Origin of the sequence: Sphingobacterium sp. FBM7-1 (assembly GCF_020687765.1) — a bacterium.
GTDB lineage: Bacteria > Bacteroidota > Bacteroidia > Sphingobacteriales > Sphingobacteriaceae > Sphingobacterium.
Genome location: NZ_JAJEWJ010000006.1, coordinates 167,605 through 193,994 on the forward strand (window position 1 = coordinate 167,605; position 26,390 = coordinate 193,994).

17 protein-coding genes are annotated in these 26,390 nt (G+C 42.7%); 12 read left to right on the forward strand and 5 right to left on the reverse strand.

Annotation, left to right across the window (positions count from 1 at the left end):
* Window positions 1-70 precede the first annotated feature (70 nt).
* Entirely contained in the window at window positions 71-892 is an 822-nt protein-coding gene (locus LKO28_RS11865) for an SDR family oxidoreductase (RefSeq protein ID WP_227695087.1), read from the forward strand.
* Between the two features lie 20 nt (window positions 893-912).
* Entirely contained in the window at window positions 913-2,076 is a 1,164-nt protein-coding gene (uxuA, locus tag LKO28_RS11870) for a mannonate dehydratase (protein WP_227695129.1), read from the forward strand.
* A gap of 1 nt (window position 2,077) precedes the next feature.
* On the opposite strand, the gene LKO28_RS11875 is transcribed toward uxuA, so the two are convergent.
* The 4 genes from LKO28_RS11875 to tyrS all read right to left on the reverse strand — a co-directional run bounded on the left by LKO28_RS11875 (window position 2,078) and on the right by tyrS (window position 7,685).
* Entirely contained in the window at window positions 2,078-3,103 is a 1,026-nt protein-coding gene (locus tag LKO28_RS11875; RefSeq protein ID WP_227695089.1) for a LacI family DNA-binding transcriptional regulator, read from the reverse strand.
* Between the two features lie 7 nt (window positions 3,104-3,110).
* Complete coding sequence (locus tag LKO28_RS11880) at window positions 3,111-3,755, reverse strand: LolA family protein (protein WP_227695091.1); 645 nt, start codon at window positions 3,753-3,755, stop codon at window positions 3,111-3,113.
* 1 nt (window position 3,756) lies between these two features.
* Complete coding sequence (locus LKO28_RS11885; protein WP_227695093.1) at window positions 3,757-6,339, reverse strand: FtsK/SpoIIIE family DNA translocase; 2,583 nt, start codon at window positions 6,337-6,339, stop codon at window positions 3,757-3,759.
* Between the two features lie 62 nt (window positions 6,340-6,401).
* Window positions 6,402-7,685, reverse strand: coding sequence for a tyrosine--tRNA ligase (tyrS, locus tag LKO28_RS11890; protein WP_227695095.1), 1,284 nt, complete (start codon window positions 7,683-7,685; stop codon window positions 6,402-6,404).
* 84 nt (window positions 7,686-7,769) lie between these two features.
* Here tyrS and LKO28_RS11895 point away from each other — a divergent pair, with 84 nt between their 5' ends.
* From LKO28_RS11895 to LKO28_RS11940, 10 genes are all read left to right on the forward strand, one after another.
* Window positions 7,770-8,444 carry a hypothetical protein gene (locus LKO28_RS11895; protein ID WP_227695096.1) on the forward strand — a complete coding sequence of 225 codons (675 nt, stop codon included), beginning with the start codon at window positions 7,770-7,772 and terminating at the stop codon, window positions 8,442-8,444.
* Window positions 8,445-8,464: 20 nt separating this feature from the next.
* Window positions 8,465-10,141, forward strand: a complete 1,677-nt coding sequence (locus tag LKO28_RS11900; RefSeq protein ID WP_227695098.1) for an amino acid permease — start codon at window positions 8,465-8,467, stop codon at window positions 10,139-10,141.
* Window positions 10,142-10,258: 117 nt separating this feature from the next.
* Window positions 10,259-12,100: a glutamine--fructose-6-phosphate transaminase (isomerizing) gene (gene glmS / locus LKO28_RS11905; protein ID WP_227695099.1), complete on the forward strand. Its 1,842-nt coding sequence runs from the start codon at window positions 10,259-10,261 to the stop codon at window positions 12,098-12,100.
* 8 nt (window positions 12,101-12,108) lie between these two features.
* Entirely contained in the window at window positions 12,109-14,298 is a 2,190-nt protein-coding gene (locus tag LKO28_RS11910) for a DUF4954 family protein (RefSeq protein WP_227695100.1), read from the forward strand.
* 187 nt (window positions 14,299-14,485) lie between these two features.
* Entirely contained in the window at window positions 14,486-15,865 is a 1,380-nt protein-coding gene (locus tag LKO28_RS11915) for an IPT/TIG domain-containing protein (protein WP_227695101.1), read from the forward strand.
* A gap of 26 nt (window positions 15,866-15,891) precedes the next feature.
* Window positions 15,892-19,008, forward strand: coding sequence for a SusC/RagA family TonB-linked outer membrane protein (locus LKO28_RS11920; RefSeq protein WP_227695102.1), 3,117 nt, complete (start codon window positions 15,892-15,894; stop codon window positions 19,006-19,008).
* Window positions 19,009-19,027: 19 nt separating this feature from the next.
* Entirely contained in the window at window positions 19,028-21,073 is a 2,046-nt protein-coding gene (locus tag LKO28_RS11925; protein ID WP_227695103.1) for a RagB/SusD family nutrient uptake outer membrane protein, read from the forward strand.
* 22 nt (window positions 21,074-21,095) lie between these two features.
* Window positions 21,096-21,992 carry a BT_3044 domain-containing protein gene (locus LKO28_RS11930; protein ID WP_130143165.1) on the forward strand — a complete coding sequence of 299 codons (897 nt, stop codon included), beginning with the start codon at window positions 21,096-21,098 and terminating at the stop codon, window positions 21,990-21,992.
* A gap of 15 nt (window positions 21,993-22,007) precedes the next feature.
* Window positions 22,008-23,273 (forward strand): BACON domain-containing protein, encoded by a 1,266-nt coding sequence (locus tag LKO28_RS11935; RefSeq protein ID WP_227695104.1) that lies wholly within the window; start codon window positions 22,008-22,010, stop codon window positions 23,271-23,273.
* Between the two features lie 86 nt (window positions 23,274-23,359).
* Entirely contained in the window at window positions 23,360-25,357 is a 1,998-nt protein-coding gene (locus LKO28_RS11940) for a calcineurin-like phosphoesterase C-terminal domain-containing protein (RefSeq protein ID WP_227695105.1), read from the forward strand.
* A 26-nt stretch (window positions 25,358-25,383) separates the two neighbouring features.
* On the opposite strand, the gene LKO28_RS11945 is transcribed toward LKO28_RS11940, so the two are convergent.
* Window positions 25,384-26,247: a DUF4886 domain-containing protein gene (locus LKO28_RS11945; protein ID WP_227695106.1), complete on the reverse strand. Its 864-nt coding sequence runs from the start codon at window positions 26,245-26,247 to the stop codon at window positions 25,384-25,386.
* Between the last annotated feature and the right edge of the window lie 143 nt (window positions 26,248-26,390).

Consider the following 26,390-nt stretch of genomic DNA (forward strand, 5'->3'; position numbering starts at 1 on the left):
TGCGGTAAATACTTGAGAATGACTAAAAAATAGCTAAAATTGAATATTATAAACTTAGGACTATAATAACATGAGTATTTTAGAAAAGTTCTCGTTGAAAGGAAAAGTTATCGTGGTAACTGGCGGGACAGGTATTTTGGGAAAAGCATTTGTCAAAGCGTTAGCAGAAGCAGGGGCTAAAGTTTGTATTATCGGCCGGAGCCGGGAAAAAGCAGACGAACGCGTGAAGATGGTGGAAACCTTAGGCGCCGAAGGCTTGGCTATCGTTGCAGATGTGATGGATGAGGTGTCCGTGCGACAAGCTAAGGATCAAATTTTGGACGAATGGGGTACAATCGATGGGCTCGTGAACGCAGCGGGGGGGAATATCCCCGGAGCGACTATCGGTCCAGATGACAACCTATTTGATAATAAAATAGGGGATACGATCAAAGCTATTGAACTGAACTTATACGGAACTATTATTCCCACTTTGATTTTTGGAGAGGTTATCGCTAAGCAGGGGAAAGGCTCCATCGTTAATATATCTTCCTTAGCCGCTAGTTTGCCAATAACGCGCGTGTTAGGGTATACGGTCGCAAAACATGGTGTGGATGGCTTTACCAAGTGGATGGCGACGGAATTAGCTTTACGATATAGCGATAAAATTCGTGTAAACGCCATTGCTCCAGGTGTTTTTCTTACCGAACAAAATCGTAACTTGTTGACGAATCCTGACGGAAGTTATACGGATCGTGCGAACAAATTTGTACAAGGAACACCGTTTTCCAGACTTGGCGACCCGTCGGAATTGGAAGGTACGCTCGTTTATTTATTGAGTGATGCCTCCGCATTTGTTTCGGGAGAGACGATTTTTGTAGACGGCGGTTTTAATAGTTGGTCTGGTGTTTAAGTTTTTATAATATGAAAAGAATGTTTTTAGAACAAACCTGGCGTTGGTACGGTCCCAATGACCCGGTATCCTTACAGGATGTAAAGCAGGCGGGAGCAACGGGTGTTGTATCTGCCTTACACCATATTCCGCACGGCGACGTATGGCCTAAAGCAGAAATTTTGGAACGTAAGCGTATCATCGAGGAAGCTGGACTCGTGTGGTCTGTGGTAGAAAGTGTGACCGTACACGAGGCTATAAAAACACGTTCGGAAAAAGTAGATTTCTATCTAGATAATTATCGTCAAACGTTGACTAATTTAGCAGAGTGCGGTATCAAAACGGTATGTTATAACTTTATGCCGGTGTTGGACTGGACACGTACGCAGTTAGACAAAGTGATGCATGATGGTTCTAAAGCACTCTATTTCGATTGGATCGATTTGGCTGTTTTTGATATCTTTATTTTAGAGCGGCCTAACGCTAGATCTTCGTATGCGACGGCAATCGTGGAGCAAGCGGAAAGCCGTTATCGTACGTTCGACGAAGAGGCGAAAAAATTCTTGCTTTCCAATGTCTTAATGGGGATTCCTGGGGAGAAGGATCCGTCTTTGGAAGATTTGCAGCGTAGTATTGATATTTATGCGGCAATTGGTTTCGACGGGCTACGTGACAATTTAACCTATTTCTTGTCGGAAATCGCTGATGTTTGTGAAACGCACGGTATTAAAATGACGATTCACCCGGACGATCCCCCGTATCCTATTTTAGGGCTTCCTAGAATTGCAGGGAATGTGGCGGATTTTGAGTATATCGTTAATACGGTAGATAAGCCCTTCAATGGTGTTTGTTTTTGTACGGGCTCATTGGGAGCGGGACCCGATAACAATCTCGTAGAGATCTTCAATAAGGTGAAACACCGAGTGAATTTCGTTCATTTACGTAACGTGAAAAGAGATGCCATAGGAAGTTTTTATGAAGCGGACCATTTAGACGGGGACGTGGATATGTATGCGGTTATGAAGGAGCTCGTCGCGGAGAACCAAAATCGAGAGATTCCGATTCCGTTGAGACCAGATCATGGTCATCAAATGCTAGATGATTTAAATAAGGTTACCAACCCGGGATATTCAGCAATTGGTCGATTAAGAGGACTCGCAGAGTTGCGTGGACTTGAATTGGGCGTTGTAAGAAATCTAGGATAGTTTAACCAATCGTAGAGCGTCGAAGCTGAATGGACGTGGGTAGTTTAATGTCTTCCCATTCGATTTGGCTTCGATTCTTTTTTTGCATGATTTCTACCAATTTATTTACGGAAATTTCACCTATTTCGCTCGTCGGTTGTCGGATAGTACTTAAGGAGGGATTTAGTGATAGACCTAGATCAGTGTTTGCAAAGCCTATCACGGCAAGTGTCTCCGGTACTTTAATTTCTAATTTTGCTAGAATTCCTAATAAATGAGTCGTAATGCTGTCTGCTACGCCCACGATGGCATTTGGAGGGACGGGCAGTTGCAATAGATTTTTAACATGTGTTTCGAGATCATCTTGTAGATCTACCAAACTTTTCACATTGCAATGTACGATATAGGCTGGGGTAACGGGTATTTGAAAATCGCGATGAGCTTCCATATAACCGGATAGGCGCTCGGTAGTGATGCCTTGACGTGCACCACAGAATATGGCTATCTTCCGTCGACCTATATCCCAGAGGTGCTTGCATGCATTATACATTCCGTCCGTATTTAATACGCCTACTTTATGCGTTTCTATCGGGTAGCGTGTTCGGTCGAAAACGACAATGGGGGTGGTTTTGAGGATTTGTTTAGCCAAATCGATATTAGACTCTTCATGAATTGGGCAAAAGAGAATGCCATCTACGGACTTGTCTAACATGGATTGAAGAGCTAACTTCTCCAGTTCTTCATTTTCCATGGTATTCATGATGATTGTCCGGTAATGATGAGCACTAGCCGCTTTTTGCATCCCCGCAAGGATCTGTGCTTCGAATGATCCCGTCATTTTTGGAAGCACTACACCAATGGTATTTGTTTTTCCTGTTTTTAGGAATTTAGCATGTACGTTGGGTTGATAGTTGTGCTTTTTCGCAAACTCTTGTACGGTTTTCTTCGTCACCTCACTGATTTCGTAACTATCATTTAAGGCTTTCGATACCGTCGAAACAGACATATTTAATGCCTGGGCTAAACTTTTAAGTGTCGTCTTCGCCATGGGGATCTTATCTAAGGTCAACTATCTCATAACCGGGATAATCTGCTTTGTTGTAGGTAAATGTCGTTGCTGGGATATGATGATTTACATAGAGGGTGTTGATCGTATAGGTATATCGGGTTCCTGATTTATCCATTACGGCAACATCATGTATATGTTTGTTTTTATTTATTCGCAGTTTAATTTTGGCATAATTTGTTTTTGTGTCAGTAGGCGTTAATTCGATAACGTTTAATACTTCTTTGTCTAGCATTTCGTCCTTCGTCTTTTTATAGACAAATCCTTTTTTATAAAACGTAAAAAGATTGTTGGGACCGATGCTTTCAGTAGTATTGTCTGCGTCGCTGACCTGTACTTCTTGGTCCTCTTTTAGAATAGACCAGGTACTTTTGCCATCACTTATGATATTTTGTTGGCTCAATTCGATACGAAACTGGTTCTTAGGTTTGTTCAAGAACAAGGTTCCTTTATCTGTATGATTTCCTCCTTGTGCTTGTTGCATCGAAAAGCTAAAGTCAGATTGTATGTTCCGATAAGCGTCGTATTTTGAAGACACTTCGTCTAGCAATTTTTTTGCTTTGGTATCTGTTTGTGCGGATGCCAGTAGCGACGCGCAAATGAAGGCTAGGATAACCAATATTTTCTTCTCCATCTTAGTCGTTGTTTCTTAACGTTTCTAAATACTGTTCTAATGAATACTCGTCGGGGTAAAGGACCTCTCGTGCTTTACTCCCCTCAAAAGGACCGACAATACCGGCAGCCTCCAATTGATCGATTATCCGTCCCGCTCTGTTGTAGCCAAGTTTTAATTTACGTTGAATTAATGATGTTGAGCCTTGTTGATGCATGACGATGAGGCGCGCAGCGTCCTCAAAAAGCTGATCGCGATCGCTCGAATCAAACTCCATTCCACCGCTTCCCTCTCCATTTTCATCGACGTATTCGGGCAGCATAAAAGCAGACGGGTAACCGCGTTGACTTCCGATGAACTCGGATATTTTCTCCACTTCCGGCGTGTCTACAAACGCACATTGGATACGCGTTAAATCACTTCCTGTGGCCAATAACATATCCCCGCGACCGATCAACTGATCCGCTCCCCCGGCATCCAGAATAGTTCGTGAATCAACTTTGGATAATACCCGGAAAGCTAAACGAGCAGGGAAGTTGGCTTTAATGGTACCTGTAATAATATTTACCGACGGGCGTTGGGTAGCAATAACTAAATGTATGCCTACTGCCCGAGCCAGCTGTGCGAGACGTGCAATCGGAGTTTCTACTTCTTTACCTGCCGTCATCATCAAATCTGCAAACTCATCAACTACCAGAACGATATAAGGTAAGAATCGATGACCCTCCTCAGGGTTTAATCGACGATTAACAAATTTTACATTATACTCTTTTAAGTTCCGTACCGCGGCGTTCTTTAAGAGATCGTATCGCTGGTCCATTTCGATGCAGAGCGAATTGAGTGTGTTTATTACCTTTTTTGTGTCGGTGATGATAGCTTCGTCTTCATTCGGTAGTTTCGCCAAGAAGTGCCGTTCTATCGTCTTAAAAAGAGAAAGCTCTACTTTTTTAGGGTCAACCATGACAAATTTCAGCTCGGCTGGGTGTTTTTTGTATAGTAGAGAGGTTAATATTGCATTGATACCTACTGATTTACCCTGTCCTGTGGCGCCTGCAACTAATAAGTGAGGCATTTTTGCCAAATCCGCGATGTATACCTCGTTTGATATCGTCTTTCCGAGTGCGATAGGCAAATCCATATCTGTTTTTTGGAATTTTTCGGTCGCCAACACCGAACGCATAGACACCATTTCCGGCGAACTGTTGGGGACTTCTATACCAATAGTGCCTTTGCCGGGCATCGGCGCGATGATACGAATCCCTAATGCGGCCAGACTCAAAGCAATATCATCTTCCAGGTTCTTTATTTTGGAGATACGTACACCCGGTTTTGGAATAATTTCATATAAGGTTACCGTGGGGCCGATTGTCGCTTTAATATGTTCGATTTCGATATTGTAGTTGCGCAACGTTTCGACGATACGGTTTTTATTTGCTTCTAATTCCTGCTGATTGATTGTAATTTTGCCATTACCGTATTCTTTGAGCAGATCAAGTGTCGGGTATTGGTATCCCGACAAGTCCAATTTGGGATCATATTCGCCAAACTCGGCAACCAGATCATTGGCTGTAATCGCTTTTTCTTCCACGACTTTCTCTACGCTTAAAACAGGACTATCGAGAGAAGATGGGTTTTCCTTTGGTATCGATTCATCCATTACAACGGGTGTATCTACTGTAAAAGTAATTTCCCGCTGATTATCTTGGCTGTTTTCGCCAGATACATGAAGTGTAGTAGATGTTTGTGAGACGAAGTCATCAGTTAGTGGTTCTTGCTCTTCGTCCACTACGGGCGGGGAGGAAACAACATTCCGGGAGACATTAGAAACAGGATTTAAGTTGTTTGTAAATGCTTCAAAATTATCTTCGTTTTCCTCTTCTTTATCGTCCTCGGTCTTTTTTGATGACCAAGTCCATTTTAAATCCAAGTTGTAAATAAGGATAAGTATGGCTAGATAAGCAAACACTAAGAGAGCAGCGATACCAGTACTACCTATCTGTATTTTTAATAGCTGATTTGTCCAATAGCCGAACTTCCCTTCCAGTATATGAGGAGAATCTGTGAGAAAATCCTGTAGAAAACCAAGTGTTACGGATATATAGATGATCGCCGTTGCTGAATAGATGATGGTTTTCCATACGGGCAACAGGGATTTTCGGTATAGGAATTTATAACCCACGACAAAAAGCAGGAAAGTAAAAAGGAAAGAAGCTATACCGAACCATTCGTAAATAAATTGGTTGGCGAGTAAAGCTCCTAGTTTTCCTAACTTGTTTTCTATGACAGGGAGTTCTGAAGTTTCATCTGTCATTTCATCCATACTGCGGAATAGGGTAGACCATCCGCCATTTGTTTCCGTGATATAACTTTGGTCTTGTTTCCAGGTGAAAAGATAAGAAACAAACGAAACTGCCATGACAAAAGAGGCAAATAGTAAAAAGATACCCAGTATTTTCAGTGCTTTTCGCTGTCCTTCTGAAAAGTTGATATGCTCAAACGAGTTAAATCGTTTTTTCTTATTATATGAAACATTCCCTGTGGTACGCGGAGCACGTTTGCTGCTCGTACTGCTGAGATTTTTAAATGTATTTCCTTTGTTTGACATGAAAATCAGATACTTTTCCTAAGTACAAACTTAGGAAAAATAAAGGAAATGCGATCTGCCCGTTACGCTACAATAATCAAAAAATAGTTTTTCTTGCCCCGCTGCGCGACTAAGTACTTGTCCTTAATTAGGTGGGAGGTATCAATCAATAATTCAATGTCGTTGATTTTCTCTTTGTTGATGGCGACACCACCGCCCTGTAACATTTTTCGGGCTTCACCTTTTGATGGAAAAACTTGTGTGTTGACGGCCAGAAAGTCTAGTACATTGATACCCGAGGTAAGCTGGTCTCTGCTGATCTCAAATTGTGGGACACCATCGAAAACTTCCAATACGCTATCGTGCTCTAATTCCATTAGGAATTCTAGCGAACCGTTACCGAATAAAAACTCAGAGGTTTTGATAGCGGTTTCGTAATCTTTCACGGAATGCGTACGTATAGTAATATCCTTAGCCAAGGCTTTTTGTACGGCACGCGTGTGTGGAGCAGCATCGTGTTCTGCAATGATGGATGCAATCTCTTCTTTTGATTTTAAGGTAAAGATGTTAATCCAATTTTTAGCATCATCATCAGTGGCGTTTAGCCAAAATTGATAAAATTTATAGGGGGATGTTTTTTTAGGATCTAGCCAAACTGCGCCGGATTCCGTTTTGCCAAATTTTTGTCCGTCGGCTTTTTTGATTAACTGTGTGGTAATTGCATATGCTGTTCCCTGATCTTGACGGCGAATGATTTCACTACCGGTTACGATATTTCCCCATTGGTCGGAGCCGCCCATTTGCACCTTACAATTGTGATTTTTCCAGAGGTAATAAAAATCATAACCTTGTATCAATTGGTAAGTGAACTCCGTAAAGGAAAGACCATTGTCGCCTTCCAATCGTTTTTTGACAGATTCTTTAGCCATCATATAGTTGACCGTGATCAACTTGCCTATATCGCGAATAAAGTCTAAAAATTTAAAATCCTTAAACCAATCGTAGTTGTTAACCATCTTCGCGTCGGTTTCACCATCTCCAAAATGAAGAAACTTAGCGAGTTGTGCTTTTAAGCTGGCCACATTATGTTGTAAGGTGGCTTCATCTAATAAATTTCGTTCGGCAGACTTAAAAGAAGGATCACCAATCATTCCTGTGGCACCGCCCACTAATGCCACGGGCTGATGTCCGGCATTTTGAAAGTGGATGAGTGTCATGATTTGTGTTAAATGACCGACGTGCAATGAATCTCCTGTTGGATCAAAGCCGATATAACCAGAAACTTTTTCTTTATTCAGTAATTCTTCTGTTCCGGGCATGATATCTTGTAACATCCCTCTCCAACGTAGTTCTTCTACAAAGCTCATCTTTTTGTGGTTAAATTTTCAATTAAGATTGCAAAGATAAGAGATTAAGCCGTATCTTACGATAACTAAAAGAAGTTTGGGGCCGTGAATTTTTTGTCACATTATTATTTCGAACGCTATAGTCCGCATTCTGAAAGGATATTTGGGGCATTACTTCCGGATTTGCTCAAGAATGTGGATAAAGGGTATAATTTTCATCCACAGCGTTTCGAAGAACAGCTTCTTGCGCATCCTAAGACGGCCTGGGTATCGGAAGGCTGGTACAGACATGTAGCGGTTGATAAACTTTTCCATGCGTCCGGCTTTTTTCTCAACCATACGCATTTGTTGCGGCGCCGACTCGACCCTATTGTGGCGCATCTACCTGTACGTGCCTCTTTTTTAGCACATATTTCGTTGGAGCTTTTATTAGACCATCTTTTGATAGACCATACCTTAGTCAATCCCCATAGATTGTATGAACATTTAGCGTGTATTCAGAAATCAACAATGGAAAAATACCTCCGAACGATAGGGGTAAGCGATGTGGAGCGTTTCTACACTTTTTATGACCGTTTTGTAAGTTCGCGTTATATTTTAGATTATGCAGACATCCATAATCTTTCTCACGCGCTTTTTAATATTTGTAGACGTGTTTGGACTTTTGAAAATACCGTCGAGGATTGTGAACGGTTAACCGAATGTCTACAATCCTATAAGGAGCAGTCGCTTTTGCACTATATGGATATATTTCAGGAGATACAGGATAAAATAATCTAGTTTGGTTTACTTTTGCATTCATGATGAATAAACTTTTCCGAAAGAAGAGTGTCGACCGGATCGTCGCAGATGCTCAACAGGGAACAGGGCTTGCCAAAGTATTGGGGGTTCGTGATTTAGTTTCGCTTGGGATTGCGGCTATTGTAGGAGCGGGAATATTTAGTACAATTGGACTGGCTAGTTATGAGGGCGGACCTGCGATTGCCTTACTCTTTGTGTTTGTAGCCTTCGCCTGTGTGTTCACGGCCCTTGCTTATGCCCAATTTGCGAGTACGGTTCCGGTATCTGGTAGTGCTTATACCTACGCGTATGTCACCTTTGGGGAGCTTTTTGCCTGGATTATTGGTTGGGCTTTGGTTTTAGAGTATGCTGTTTCTAACGCCGTTGTGGCAATTTCATGGTCGCAGTATTTCGTGTCGATGCTGGAAGGATTCGGTATACATATTCCCAAATGGTTGACAATGGCTCCGGGATATGCGGCCGATGCGCACGAAAAGTTTCTTTCTGTAGGGATGAATGCTTTAAGTATTTCGGATAAAGTCGAACTCCAGGCCTACTTGTCGGCTCCGAGGATAGGGGATGTTCCGGTCATTCTTGATCTACCAGCTGGTTTAGTGACGGTATTGGTGACTTGGTTGGTATACGTAGGTATCAAGGAATCGCAACAGGCAAGTAATATTATGGTTGCTATAAAAGTTGGCGTTATTTTAGTGGTCATTGCGGGCGGAGTTTTCTTTGTTAAACCGGAGAACTGGACGCCTTTTATGCCAAATGGTATTTCGGGCGTGATGGGGTCTGTTGCTGCTGTATTCTTTGCTTTTATAGGTTTTGATTCTATATCGACAACGGCGGAAGAATGTAAGAATCCACAACGTGATCTGCCGAGGGCAATGATTATATGTCTGGTGATATGTACGCTATTGTATGTCGCCATTACCTTAGTTTTAACGGGAATGGTTAACTATACGGAACTAAATGTAAAAGACCCGCTGACATTTGTTTTTAAATATGTAGGCTTCGATCATATGGCAGGTGTGATATCGGTTACTTCGGTGGTAGCGATTACGAGCGCGCTGGTTGTTTATCAATTGGCTCAGCCTCGAATATGGATGACAATGAGTCGGGATGGTCTGTTATGGAAAAAATTTGCGCGTGTCCACCCGAAGTATAAAACGCCTTCCTTTGCAACGATTGTTACGGGTATTGTGGTGGCGGTGCCTTCGTTATTCTTTAAAATGGACTTTTTTATTGATTTGACTAGTGTCGGGACATTTTTTGCGTTTATTTTGGTTTGCGCAGGTGTTTTGTATATGGATTACACGGGTTTATCGGAAAAATCAAAATTCCGGGTACCTTATATCAACGGTAAATATTTAGTTGGACTGGGTGTTGTGGTTGCTTGGATACTGGTTTATCAATATCGGCAGGACGCATTACAGGAATGGAAAGAGATGTCATGGCGTGATATTGTAGAGCATAGATCGTTGCTAGTGGTTTTTTGGCTGGTTTGGTTTGTTTTAGCCATAATGAGTTTCAGATATCAATTTTCTCTGCTGCCCGTGGCCGGTATATTGATTAACTTGTATTTGATGAGTCAACTAGGCGCTAGCAACTGGATTATATTTTTAATATGGTTGGGGATAGGGTTAACGGTTTATTTTGCTTATGGGTTTAGGCATTCTAAGCTCAACGAGTAGCATAATGCGTTAATATGCGTTATTTTTTTCGTTAAAAAATAGTTAATCAGTCGTACGCGTTTGTAACTTTTTTTATATTTACGCCCTATTTAATATAAAACAAACTATTGAAAAACTATGTGTGGAATCGTTGGTTACGTAGGTAATAACTTAGCATATCCGGTACTTATTGACGGATTAAAAAAATTGGAATACAGAGGCTACGATAGCGCAGGCGTGGCTTTACATACTGGAAACTCTCTTGAAGTTTATAAAAAGGAAGGTAAAGTGGCGGCGCTGGAAGCGTCTGTTTACGGTAAAAATATCCAAGCTACTATTGGTATTGGACATACGCGATGGGCAACCCACGGCGAACCTTCTGACAGAAATGCACATCCACACGCTTCCAATTCTGGCGATATTGCGATGATACACAATGGTATCATTGAGAATTATGCACAATTAAAGAACGAGCTTCTTCAAAAAGGCTATACGTTTAAAAGTGATACGGACTCCGAGGTATTGGTGAATTTTATTGAAGATATTAAAATCAACAACGACTGTTCCTTGGAAGAAGCGGTAAGAATCGCTTTGAAAAGAGTAGTTGGTGCGTATGTGATTCTATTGTTAGATAAAGATTTGCCGGATACTATTATTGCCGCAAGAAAAGGTAGTCCGTTGGTGATCGGTATAGGAGAAAACGCACATTATTTAGGATCGGACGCTTCGCCCATGTTGGCTTATACAAAAGAGGTCGTTTATATTAATGATTACGAATTGGCAATTGTCCGTCCGGATGAGTTAATTTTAAAAAATCTGGGGAACGAACGTATTACACCCTTTGTGCAGAAGTTAGATATTGAGTTAGCGGCAATTGAGAAAGGTGGTTTCGACCATTTTATGTTGAAGGAAATATTCGAGCAACCGCAAACGATTTTTGATTCGTTACGGGGCCGTATGGATGCCGAACACCAAGCTATTACCTTAAGTGGTATAGATAAAGTTGCTGATAAGCTTTTGAAAGCGAACCGTATTATTATTGTCGCTTGTGGAACAAGTTGGCATGCTGGCTTACTAGCCGAGTATGTAATTGAAGAGTTATGCCGTATTAATGTAGAAGTAGAATATGCTTCGGAGTTCAGATACAGAAATCCCATTATAACGGATCAGGATATTATTATTGCTATCTCGCAAAGTGGTGAAACAGCTGATACTTTGGTCGCGCTGGAAAATGCAAAAAAACAAGGCGCTACTATTTTTGGATTGGTGAATGTTGTGGGTTCTTCCATTGCCCGTATATCGGATGCTGGAGCGTATACCCATGCAGGACCGGAGATCGGCGTGGCAAGTACAAAAGCGTTCACCGCACAGTTGGCCGTACTTTATTTGATTGCTTTGAAAGTTGCACGGTTAAAAGGCACAATTGAGGGAACCTTATTCAATAGATTGTTGGCCGATTTGGCGAGAGTTCCAGAGTATGTGAAAGAAATTTTAGATGATCAGGATGCGGTTATCCAGGAGATTGCGAAAAAATATAGTGACGCGCGAGATTTCCTTTATCTCGGTAGGGGATATAATTTTCCGATTGCTCTAGAGGGTGCATTGAAATTGAAAGAAATATCTTACATCCATGCGGAGGGATATCCGGCAGCAGAGATGAAACATGGTCCCATTGCATTAGTCGATGAGCAGTTACCTGTTGTTTTTGTCGCGACGAAAGATAGTTACCACGAGAAGATCGTAAGTAATATTCAGGAAATCAAAGCACGGAAAGGAAAAGTTATTGCGGTCGTGTCTCAAGGTGATGAGGTGGCGGCAGACTTAGCGGATGACGTAATGTTTGTTCCGCAAGTCCATGAAATAATTGCTCCGATCTTATCCGTAATTCCTTTGCAATTGCTATCTTATTATATCGGTGTAAATAGAGGTTTGGACGTAGATAAGCCTAGAAACCTAGCTAAGTCTGTAACTGTAGAATAAGAGAAGGTATGTCTAAAATTATAAAAGAAAAGCTGGAAGACTTAGGGTATAATTTTATTCCCAAAGCCTACCTGCAAAACGATGACGAATATTATTTTCGCAACCAACAGTTTGGCGACGCTGGCAAATTTCGGAACCTGACATCCGAAGAGATTCGGATTCTGATCAAAAATGATAACTATTCCAATAATTGGGACAATGTTTTAGTCACGGACAAGTTTATTCCCGAACAGGTCCAGCATTCCAAATTTTACGGATTGGTGCGTATCGGAGACATGGAAGATGTGTACCTCGATTTTCGAGATCTTCGTTTACCCTGTGGGATTTACCATTCGACAATTATTAGTAGCGATTTTGGTAGTACCGTAGCTGTTCATAATGTACGTTACATGGCTCATTTTATTATTGGGGATGAAGTCATGTTGGCTAATATAAATGAAATGGTGACCAGCAGTACAGCTAAATTTGGGAATGGAATTTTGAAAACGGACGATGTAGAAGAACGTCGGATTCGATTAGAACTTTGTAATGAAAATGGAGGGCGTTCGGTGTTGCCCTTTGATGGGATGCAGGCCGGTGATGTTTTTCTTTGGTCTCGTCATCGGGATGATTACGAACTGCAAGCTCGTTTTCAGGAAATGATGGAGGTGCAATTCTCTCCTCATCATGGGTTTTATAGTGAAATTGGTGCTCACTCAGTAATCAAGAATACCCATATTATTAAAGATATAAAAATGGGTTCATATGCTTATGTGAAAGGCGTTAATAAATTGAAGAACCTGACGATCAATTCGTCGGCGGAATCTTTTACGCAAATTGGTGAGGGGTGTGAACTAGTCAACGGAATTATAGGTTATGGCTGTCGTATTTTCTATGGCGTTAAAGCCGTTCGTTTTATCCTGTCGTCCAATTCCCAACTAAAATACGGGGCGCGGTTGATTAATTCCTTTTTAGGGGATAATTCTACGATTTCATGTTGTGAGGTGCTGAATTCTTTGATTTTTCCGGCTCATGAGCAACACCATAATAATTCTTTCCTATGCGCAGCACTGGTCAAGGGGCAAAGTAATATGGCTGCGGGTGCTACTGTTGGATCAAATCATAACTCCCGGGCAGCGGATGGGGAAATCATAGCCGGTCGTGGATTTTGGCCGGGCTTATGCGTTAGCCTTAAACATAATTCTCGTTTCGCTTCTTATACGCTGATCGTAAAGGGTGATTTTTTACATGAGCTTAATATACGGTTCCCTTTTTGTTTGGTCAGCAATGCAGTAGAAACCAATCAACTGATTATATTGCCTGCATACTGGTTTTTATATAACATGTATGCCATGATGCGGAATACGTCAAAATTTGAGTCGCGCGATAAGCGTAAATTCAAGAACCAATATATTGAATACGATGTATTGGCTCCTGACACCGTGAATGAGATGTTCGATGCATTAGCCGAGATTGAGAAAGCTGTAGGGAAAGCGTATCATGATGAGAATGCTGGGCTCGATGAACAGTCGTTCGGTCGGCACATACTATCGTCTGATGAACAGTTGTCCAGCAAAGAAGTTCTTCTTGATAATGTCGAGTTTTCTAAGCGTAAAGTGGTGCTGGCTAAGCCAAAGGAAGCATATGTCACGTATCAACGCATGATTCGTTATTATGGGGTGATGCAGCTTACTGCGTTTCTAGAACAGCATACATTTGATGAATTATATGCAGTTGTCAATTCTTTTACTACACCACGTAGTCAGTTTGAAAATATTGGCGGGCAATTGGTACCGCAAGAGAAACTGGATGTATTATTGGCAGATATCCGCAGTCGGGTTGTTATTTCTTGGAAAGATGCGCATGCACGTTACCATGCCTGGAGCAATTTATATATGGAGGATAAGCTGAAACATGCCGTCGCTGCCCTCGCGGAGGTTACCAACAGACATCCTTCTACTTGGGATGTGCAATTTTTGAAAGATTTGTTAGCGGAAGCGGTAGAAACTCGACGTTGGATTTTTTCGGAAATCGAGAATTCGCGTGCTAAGGATTATCAAAATCCTTATAAACAAATGGTCTATGATTCTTATAAAGAGATGGAAGAAGTTGTAGGACGTCTAGAGGATAACGATTTTATCAATAAGGAACGGAGTGGTCTTCTGGATTTTGAAAGATCGGTAAAGAAGATAGTCGATTCTTTATCTTTGGTTCGCTAACTTTTGTAAAGAGACCTGTATTGGGTCTCTTTTTTTTGATAAGATTTCTGTCTTTATCTAATTTCCCGGAAGTAATAAAAGCTAACTAATCGTTGATGTTAAATTAATCTTGAGTTAATAGAGTAGCTCTACTTTTGTCCGAAAGAAAAACGATAGTGTTTATACACTGACAAATTAAGTAGATGTTATGAAAATTATGAAGGGAAACGCATTGCGACAAGTGCGTACTTTAGCTTTTTTTACTGCGCTAATTTTATGCTCCACATCATGTAAAGACGAAGAGGCGGCTTCGGTAGGGAAGGACTACGATCCTTCCAGACCAATTACGTTGACGTCCTTTTATCCCCTAGAAGGTGGAGCGCGGGATAAGATTCTTTTGGACGGAGAGAATTTTGGAACTGATCACAATCAGATTAAGGTTTATTTCAACAAAAAAAAGGCGGCGATTGTGTCTTCCAGTGGCGATCGTATCTACGCTATTGTACCAAGGCTTCCGGGAGAAAACCCTAGCATATCCGTTGTGATTGGCGACGATTCGGTCGTCTATGATCAACGTTTTAATTATGCACCTCAAGCACAGGTTACTACCGTGACAGGTTCTGGTGATAGAGAGTTTGTTCCCGGAACCCTAGACCGGGCTCATGTGTGTGCGAAATACTTGGAATTGGATGCTGAAGGTAATTTATTTATGACCTGGCGGGACGGGGTTGGTGATGCGAAATTTGGTGTGGGTCGAGTGAGTGAGGCAGAAAATCTAGTGACTTCCATGTATCTGGCTGCGAGTAGTCCATATCCGTATGCCAACGGTATCACGGTGGATCGTGCCACCGGTATGATGACCGTCTCCCACGAATCGGTTGTCGAAGTATTTTTCTCCTTTGATCCGAGAGAGGGCTGGTATCCCCGCCAACGCAATGCCTCATTTGCCGGTAATCACGGAATTCCAACGGGCGACCAGTATATGAACTTTGTTTCGTTCTCTCCTTATGATGGTTATCTCTATACGCGATCCCGAGATGGCAGTGTGGTTCGGATACATCCAGATACTTATGAAGCGACCGTTGTACACAAGGGATCGAATACGGCAGGATCAAAGTGGCCGTATGGATCGCAATACGGACAGGGCATTAACCCTAAGAAACCCTGGGAACTTTGGATGACACTCCATTCGAATGCCAGTCCGAATGAATTCAGACAGGGACTTATGGTGTTGGACTTGCGCCCCGAACATATTGATAAAGGTTTTAGACGAGTCAATGCGACGGGTGGTAGCGGCCATCGCGATGGACCGCTCGAAGACGCGGTATTTAACTACCCAAAAGATATCAAGTTTGATAACGACGGAAACATGTTCGTGGCAGACTATGGTAATCACTGTATCCGGATGGTATCGGCAGATGGTATTGTCACCACAGTAGCCGGACAGCCGGGGGTAGCCGGCTACCGAGACGGAGGTCCCATTGAGTCTATGTTCAACAACCCATGGGGTGTTGCTGTCAATGAACAAGGAGATATATATATTGCTGACTTCGGCAATTCACGGATTCGTAAACTAGTTATCGAATAATAAAGCCTACTATAATAATGAGAATCATGTATGTTTTGTGCATGCTGCCGTTCCTATGGCTCACGGCAACCTTTGCACAGCAACCAAAAGAATTAACGATTGGTGGTACCGTCATCAACGAAAATGGTGAACCACTATCTAATGTGTCCGTTTATCTCAAAGATAAATCTGCGGCAGGGACATCCACCGATGACAATGGAAAATTTAGTATTCAAGCCGTGTATGGTGATAGGGTTGTATTCAGCTATGTAGGATATAATCCTGTAGAACACTTAGCGACAGAATCGAATACCAATTTGACCATCTCGCTCTCCGAAAAGGGCGATGCTATCGAGGAAGTCGTTGTGGTCGGTCTGGGAGCGCAACAACGGAAAATCAGTTCTGTTGGAGCAATTACGACAGTGGACGTCAAGGATCTGCAATCTCCTGCACCTTCTATTGCCAACTTGCTTGGTGGACGGGCAGCCGGCGTGATTTCCATGCAGACCAGCGGGGAACCGGGACAGAATATTGCAGACTTTTGGGTACGGGGTATCGGTACCTTTGGTGCCAATAGCAGTGCGTTGGTTTTGATCGACGGACTGGAAGGTGACCTGAATACGATCGACCCGGCTGATGTTGAAAGCTTCTCTATACTGAAAGATGCGTCGGCGACTGCTGTATATGGTGTTCGGGGGGCAAACGGCGTGGTATTAGTCACAACCAAGAGAGGTACTGTTGACCGTATACAGATTACCGGACGTGCCAACACGACGCTTTCCCGTCTTAATCGACTGCCACAGTACCTACGTGCTTATGATTATGCGCAATTGGCTAATGAAGCAGCTTTTGCTCGGAACGAGTCACCCGTTTATACTGACACGGAGTTAGGTATCATCCAGCACGGCCTAGATCCTGATATGTATCCGGATGTCAGCTGGCAAGATGAAATTCTTAACAATAGCTTTTGGCGCCAAAGCTATTATGTCAGCGGACGCGGAGGATCTGAGGTTGCCCGTTATTTTCTGAGCTTGGGTGGTAACAGTGAAACGGCTGCTTACAAAGTGGATAAAGGCAGTCCGTACAGCTCAAATGTAGGTTTCAATACTTATAACTATCGGATCAACTTGGATATTAACCTTACCCCGACTACAAAAGTATACCTAGGATCAGATGGCTATCTATCCCAATTGAATCAACCCGGGGTATCCAATACGGATTATATATGGGCTGCACAATCAGGGCTCACGCCCCTTGCTATCCCCACACAATATACTAATGGGATGTTGCCCGCCATGGGAAGTGGAGCAGGATCGTCTCCCTATGTTTTGATCAACCGTACCGGAAAAGCCTCTGAGCAATGGTATAAAGGGAAAACGACCCTTTCTTTAGACCAGGATCTTTCTTCTATTCTTGATGGACTCAAATTCCGTGTACAAGGAGCCTATGATATCCACAGTAGATTTTTTGAGCGTAGATGGGTGCAGCCAGCTCTCTATCAGGCAATGGGTCGGGATTATGACGGGTCGCTCATCATGAAAGAAACCGTGCAGGAACGTGCGGCTATTTATGGTAAGGACACACGACAGTACCGCAAGTACCACTTCGAATCCATGATCAATTATGACCAGAAATTCGGTGACGACCACCGCACGTCTGCATTAATTTATTATTATGTTAGTGATGCCAAAAACACCCAAGATGCGGTCAACAATTTAACTGCTATTCCTTTGCGTTATCAAGGGGTGTCCAGTAGGTTAACCTATGGTTTCCGCGATACCTACTTATTGGATGTGAACTTTGGATACACCGGTTCCGAAAACTTTCAGCCGGGCAGGCAGTACGGCTTTTTCCCTTCGGTTGCATTGGGTTGGGTGCCTACAAGCTATGAATTTATGCAAGAAAAGGCGCCTTGGCTAAATTACTTCAAGATCCGGGCATCCTATGGTACAGTGGGTAACGACCGTATCATTAACGATGTTCGTTTTCCATATTTGACAAAAGCCGATCAAGGGTTCAGTTCTGTATGGGGGGGCAGCGGTATAGAAACCATTACGGAAACTCGTATTGGAGCGGATAATCTAGCTTGGGAAAGAGCGATCAAGTCTAATCTGGGGATTGAGGGGAAACTCTTCAATAATAAAATAGATTTTGTCGTTGATTTCTTTCAGGATCAACGTAATGGTATCTTCCAGCAGCGTGTACAGGTTCCCAAATATGTGGGAGTTGTGACCAATCCCTATGCCAATGTCGGTCGGATGAAAAGCACGGGTGCGGATGGAAATATCAGCTACAATATGCAGGTAACGCCTGACTTCGGTTTTACGGTACGGGGTAATTTCACTTATTCTAAAAACATCGTGCAAAATTGGGAACAGTCTTATATGGAATATCCTTACCTGGAATACAATGGCTTTCCGTATGGCTCCATCCGTGGCTATCAAGCCTTAGGGCTGTTTAAGGACGAAGACGACGTTAAATACAGTCCCCAACAGACTTTCGGTACGGTTATGCCAGGCGATATCAAATACAAAGATGTTAACGGTGATGGTGTAATCAATACGCTGGATAAAGTGCCTTTGACCCATAGTGACTATCCCTTGCTAATGTACGGTTTTGGTGGCGAGTTTCGTTACAAGAATCTGTCGTTAGGTGTGCTGTTCAAAGGAACCGGACGAACGCCATTCTATTATGTAGGCATGCCTAAAACTTATAAAGGTGTGACAGAGATTAACGGTATGGGGTATATGCCGTTTTATAACGGTACTGAAGGTAATGTAATCACGTTGGCAAACGACCCTGCAAATCGGTGGATTCCGCGTGAATACGCGTTGCAACAGGGCATAGATCTTTCGTTGGCAGAAAATCCGGACGCCCGTTTCCCACGATTGCAATATGGTAAAAATAATAACAATACGCAGCTGTCCTCATTTTGGCAAGACGACGCTCGCTATATACGATTGCAGGAGATCACCCTGAGTTACCGTGTCAGTCCGGCATTGTTGAAACGTATCGGGGTTACATCTATGGATTTGCAATTTGTAGGAAATAATCTCTATATATGGGACAACGTGAAAATATTTGATCCCGAACAAGCCGCGTGGAACGGACGTAAGTATCCGATACCGTCCACATATTCATTACAAGCGTATATCAATTTTTAATACAGATAGAATGAAGGATATGAGAACATCAATCATAAATAAAATAGTGAAAGCAGTTATCGTCGTCCAATTGATCGTTATGGCGACATCCTGCAAGGATTATCTGAATATCGACGAATACTTTGACGATGAATTTAATATCGATGAGGCATTCAACAATATCCGAAATATGGAAGCCTATATGTGGGGGGCTGCTGCGGAGTTCAATGACGAAGCGAGAACGATCCGGAGCAATTATACACCTGGTCCTATGGCAACGGATGAGGCCTTCAACGGGCTGACCGGTGCAGGAACGACCAATATATATTATGGGATGGATTTCGCTACCGGGAACATCTCCCCGACTAAATTTGGAGGACTCAACCAATGGGGCAAATATTATATAATTATCCGAAAATGTAACCTCATTTTGCAGAACCTTGAACGGCCGGCCGATATGACGACTATAGATCGCCAACGAATCGAAGGGTACACGCGCTTCATACGCGCTTATGCTTACTACAATATTTTAGTGGATTATGGTCCTCCGATATTGGTAGGAGATGAAGTGCTTAACACAAACGAGACCATGGAATATTATGACCGTCCGCGGGCGACCTACGACGAAGCGATGGATTATACTTGTGGAGAATTGGAAAAAGCGGCACAATTGATGCCGGCGGATGTGGGGCTTTTGAACTTTGGACGTCCGACCAAAGGCGCGGCACTGGCTTTGGTCGCCCGTTTGCGTCTGATACACGCTAGTCCGTTGTATAATGGTGGCGCTGCTGCCCGTTCGTACTTCAGTAATTGGACGCGTAAGACCGACGGGGTTCACTATGTTTCTCAACAATATGACGAAACCCGTTGGGCAGTAGCGGCAGCCGCCGCTAAACGGGTGATGGATATGGGGCAATATAAGCTTTATACGGTTCCGGCAGATGAAAAAACACCTGTTCTGCCAGCAAATATCACCTCGGATCTCGACTTTTATAAGCCTTATCCTAATGGTGCGTCCGGTATTGACGCATTTAAGTCCTATTCGGATATTTTTACCGGTGAATCTGTTGCGGCGATTAATCCAGAGATTATCTGGGGAAAAAGTGCTCCGTATATCAATTCGGATCTAAATCAGGGCGCGCTCCCGCCAACGCTTGGTGGCTGGGGACGCTTCTGTGTTACGCAAAAAGTGGTAGACGCTTACTTGATGGATGACGGTAGGACTATACAGGAAGCACGTGGAGATACCTATTTTGAAACTGTTGCCGATCTTCCTTCCGGCAGTACGTTTAATGACCTGTTTACCGAACAATCGAGAAGCTTCTCTGGTTATCCCCTCAATGCGGGTGTGTTTAAGATGTATGCCAACCGGGAGATGCGTTTTTACGCCTCTGTAGGATTCAACGAGGCCGTATGGCAGGCGCTGTCCTCCACGACACTATACAATCACACGGCCAAGTACTATTTTCAGGATCTGGACGGACGTGGTGGCGTAAGTGCGAGTTCCCCGAATTACCCGATAACAGGATATGTGATTAAGAAATGGGTTCACCCCTACGACGCAAAAAATGGTACCGGAGCGCGACAACTACCTAAATTCTACGCGATGATCCGGTATGCTGAAATCCTATTGTCGTATGCGGAAGCACTCAATAACCTAACAGGTTCCCATACCGTGCAGCTGGATGAAAAATCGTATACTTTGAGCCGAAATACAGACGAGATTAAAAATGCATTTAATCTGATTCGTTATCGTGCAGGGCTACCGGGCTTATCAGCTAGCCAGCTAGCCAATCAAACGGAAGTGCAAAAGCAAATCGAACGAGAGCGCATGGTGGAGTTTTTATGGGAAAATCGACGTTTTTATGATGTGCGTCGGTGGGGTATATATGAGGAGACTGAACGCGAGCCCATTATGGGAATGAACCCCGACGGTGCTACCAAAGAGGCGTATTACAGACGTGTCATTCCAGGAACTTCCTCTTTCCTGACCAGAGAAGTCAACAAACGAGCGAATTGGGTACCCTTACCGCAAGACGAATTGAGAAACCTACCTTCGGTCGACCAAAATCCGGGCTATAATTAGAATAAGACGAAAAAAGAAAGAAATGAAAAGAAGATATATAGCAATTCTTGCACTCATGGCGATGTTTACGGCCTGTAAGGACAATGAAGTTTTCGAGAAGGAGATGTATAAAAATGAAGTCTCTTTGATCAGCAGTGACAGTTACAACGTTTTTCAGGAAGTCGTAAAGTTGACCGGAGACGAAATTATCGGTTATGTCGTCGCGTCTGTCGGTGGTACGCATGCTCCTGAACAGGATATGGTAATCGGATTGCAGGAAGATCCTGAGCCTTTGGAAGAATACAATTGGTCTAATTTTGACGCCGCAGAGGATTTGTATGCCAAACTGGTACCGGCCGACAAATATGAGCTTCTTGACGATAAGATAGTGATTAAAGCAGGCGAGCGTACGGGACGAACCATGATAAAGCTACGTCCGGAGGGGTTGTCACCCGATTCGACGTATTTTATCGGTTTAAAAGTCTCCGATATTTCGGGTGTGGAAATCAATCCCAATAAAAATACCATGCTTTATCAGGTGTCTTTTGAGAACGAGTATGCCTCGCAGGTGACGAATTCTAGGTATACGATGACGGGGATAAAAGACGGCGAGATACCCGTTGCGGCAAACAAACAACTTTTTCCGCTGACTTATAATAGTGTACGGATGGTTGCAGGCAACGAACTGTATGAGTCCAAGGTAGCGGAAATCAATAAAAAATCCGTCATATTGGAAGTGGACGAGTTTAACAAGGTGACAATCAAACCGTATAAGGATATAGAGATTGTCCAATTAGATAATGACCCGAAGTATCCGAATGTTTTTCTGGTCGAAGAAGCTTTTGGAAGAAAAACAAACGTATTCCTGCTATCGTACGAGTATACCTTGGACGGTATCACACAGGTGATAAAAGAACGGGTAGAAATGCAGATAAGATAAAAATATATTGAATTCATGAGCGCAACTAACTATTACAATGTAGGGAACCTATCTAAGGTAATCTATACCTTTTGTGTACTTTTTATTATATTGTCCGTGTCCTGCACGAAAGAGGATGACCAGAGGGGAGCATTTGAACTGAAAGATAACCCTGAAACGCTTACAATTCCTGAGCAAGGATCTTCCGAAACATTTACTTTTCAGGCTAATGGAAATTGGAAGATCGAACCTTTACGCAAAGAAAGATGGTTAAAAATCGATCCGGCAGAAGGAAATGGAGATGGTACTTTCACGGTGAACGTGTCTAAGAACACTACTTCAGAAGTACGTACTACAACCTTGTTTTTTGCTGTCGAAGGACAGTTACAAAATGATGTACTCAAAATTCAGCAGGCAGCGGCTACTGGTGGAGAGACTGAGGAAGGCCAAACGTTTATTTATATTGAAGGTGCTGAGACGGGGCTGCAAATCTCGGAAACTGGTCTTACAGAACGTCGTGTAATACGTGCTACAGGGGCATGGAGAGCGGAACTGTCAGATGAAGACGCCGATTGGATTCAAATTGAACCCATGCAAGGAACGGGAGATACGCCTATTCAACTGAGTGCGGATATAAACCCCGGGGATGTTCGGACTGTTAACTTAAACTTTTATCTTGACGATGTGTTACAGACAGAGTCATTGCTTATCACGCAAGAAAATGTGATAGTGATTTTAGAGGAGTATTTTGATTGGTTAAGTTATGGAAGTCCTATTTTCTATACTACAGGTGGTGAGACAAGAATAGACAACTGGACTATCGAACAAAAAGCACGAGGTTGGACAACTTCACCGTCCGCAGATGGCATTACATCAACGTATGCACGTCAGGGGTTTGTGAAGCTTGGCAAGACGAATTATGGATCTGATTTTATTTCGCCCAAGTTAAATGAAGTAGAAGGTGCGAAAAATTTAGAAGTCAGATTTAAAGCTGTACCTTATATGACTGCAGGCGGTACAAAAGATGATACACGTCTGTATGTGAGCGTGATTGGTCCAGGAGCAGTCAGCGTGGATGAATTTAACATCGACAACTGGCCAGATTATTCCGCAGATCCAAACTGTACAGAGATCTGGAAAGCAAAGGAAACAGAGCGATCTTTTGTGATCACGGGTGCTACCGCTGAGACACAAATCCGCTTCTTGGGTGGAGCTTTAGATTTGCGTGAAGCGACCGGTGCACCAATTAATAAAAACCGTATATTCTTGGATGACATTATCGTCACCGTTAAAAAAAGATAATCAATCTGAATATTACATAATCTAACTGCTCGGGGTTTAAATCTCGAGCAGTTAGATTATTTAACGACTCAATTTTTCCCTTAAAAATGAAAAAAAGCGGCCATTATACCCGTCGTACTTTTATCCAGAACTCCTTTATTACCGGTCTTGGATTAACATTTAGTTTATATAGTTGCTCAAAATCTTCACCGCAACCCGATCCCCAACCAACTCCCGATCCAGATAGAAATGATGATGGCAAACTGGCTATTATGGGTGTGGTTATACCTGCCCGCATAGATACCAATAAGGGAGCGGATTTGGTTATTCAAGGTCGGGGATTTGCGGAAGGAGATCATATTATATTCGAATATTTGACTAACAGATATACGGTGGATGCAAAGGCGGTCACGGATAATAATATGACCATTGCTTTGCCCGAAGCTTTAATCTCGGGAAACACGTATAGGGTGACTGTAAAGCGTGGTGCACAATCGTCCATGTTAGGCTCGACGGTGATCAATATATACTTTAATGCCCATATTCCCGACAAAGAGGGTATGACCATAAAAGGATCCGTCTATGCTGCCGGTGTTGGTCTTGCCAACGTGGTCGTGTCCGATGGTGTTGACGTAACAAAAACAGACGAAAATGGTATTTATTATCTGCCTTCTACCAAGAGGGGGAAATATGTATTTGTATCTATCCCCGGTAACTATGAGGTAGCTACAACTGGAAAAGCGCCGCAGTTTTTTCAACGGCTTACCCAAGCGGCCAATGTGGTAGAAACTAGAGATTTTGAATTGACAGCTGTTAACAACAACAAGCACGTCCTTATGGTGTTAGGCGATATGCATTTGGCCAATAGAAGTAATACAAGAGATGTGGATCAGTTTCAACAGGGCTTCTTAAAAGATATCAATCAAACTATTGATGCATATAAGAATACGGGTACGAAAGTGTATGCCTTGACGCTAGGTGATATGACTTGGGAAACCTACTGGGACGGTTTCGGTTTTGGCCTTCCGCAGTATCTTACAGAAATGAATAAAATCAATACGATGGTATTCAACACGATGGGCAATCACGACAATGACCCTAAATTTTTCACCGACTGGGGTGCCGAAGATAAATTCCGGGATGTGCTTGGTCCTACGTATTACTCGTTCAATATCGGCAAAGTACATTATATCGTGTTAGACAATATAGAATATCTCAATACCAACGACAGAAATTACAATGCAAAACTCGTTGCTAATCAAATTTCATGGTTGAAAAAAGATTTAGCAATGATAACGGATATGAGTACGCCAATAGTTATTTCTATGCATATTCAGCTCCATACAAACCCAGGATTGTCCGGTGGAAACGAAACAACCAATTACCGCCTTAGCAATGCGCAGGAATTTATTGATGCACTGAACGGATTTACAAAAGTACACTTGCTGACCGGGCATACTCATATCAATTATAACGTCGAACGCGATGTTACACCTGCTATTATGGAACATAATACGGCTGCTGTCTGTGCGACATGGTGGTGGACAGGACATCCTAGTTATGCAGCCCAAAATCACATCTGCAAAGACGGTGCACCGGGAGGATATGCTATATGGGAGATAGATGGAAATGATTTAAAATGGACATATAAGGGCATTGGTCACGATACGGATTACCAATTCAGAGCGTATGACTTAAACAAGGTACATCTCACCAAAGAGGAATTTGCGCCAAGTTATACCGGCTCTGCATGGAATACGTATGCCGTAGAATATGCCAATGCAAATTCAAACAATGAAGTGTTGATTAATGTATGGAACTATGACAAGAACTGGCAAATAGAAGTGACGGAAGGTGGAACACCTTTAACGGTCACCCGTGTATCCGTCCGGGATCCGTTGCATATTGTCTCTTATTCCGCACAGCGGCTCAACGTGAATGCTGTACCAACAGCCGATTTTGTGACAGCCAACACGGCACACATGTTTAAGGTAAAGGCATCATCGCCTACGAGTACGTTGGAGATAAAAGTCACCGATCGCTTCGGTAGGTTGTATCGGGAAACGATGGTCAGACCGAAAGCGTTCGGATATCAGATGACTTAGTTTTAATTTTTCTCTTCGGTTTCCTTTTACAACTTCACTTTAGATACTTTATACGGCTTCTTGACGGCCTTATGAGCGGCTTCTTTTGCTATTTTCGCTTGTAATTCCGTCACCTTCTCCGGCTTATAGGAGTTTTTACGTACATCTTTTCCAAAGATCTTCTCATACCAAGTACAAGCAGCTGTAAAACGGCCGTAATCTAAATGGAGGTGATAGCCGTCACGGGTGAAAGTATCCCCCATGGAACTGGTACGCGCATTTTGGATAGCTGTACCCGCAGGAATTATGTATTTAAAATCGCCGAGTTTGGATACTTTTTTAGAGACATCCACAATTGCTTTGTACATGGTGAGCTGGTCACGATTATAGTTTGCGAAACCTTTATGATCGGAATCATGTTGATAAGCCCATGTCTGGTGATAAACAAATTGTGTTTCGGCATCTACCTTTTCACGCACATAGTTTACAAGCTGGGGTAGGCTTTCCATGATCACATCGTATTTTCCTGAAAGTGGGCTGGCCTGTTGGAAACTTATATAATCCCAGTTTTCATCGCTTAGTGTGTGGGATATACTGACGGCCTGTGTGGTGTTTTTCTTGCCATCGAGCCCAGTTTTACGGTAACGATATTTATTCGCATCCTCGTTGACATTCTTTAGATGTAACGACAACGGAGCTCCGCCGATATACAGATTGGCAATGATTGTTTTTTTATCAGTACTGGTTGCCAGATCGTATAGGTAATTTTCGATGGCATCTTCGGAGAAACTATTGCCTATCGCTAAAATTTTGACAATACCGTCGCCGTTGCGGTCGCCTTTTACGCTTTGCGCAAAAGTAATAGATACCGCACTGATGGATAAAAGAATAAAGAAACACAGTTTTTTCATTTTTTTGTGTTTTTACAGTATTTAAGTGTTAAGGACACCGGCCCATCCTTAACATAAAATGCAATATAGCGAAACTACATGTTTTTATCGTATTGAACTAAAACATTTTGCATTTTAATACACGAAACCGAGCTGTAAATAGC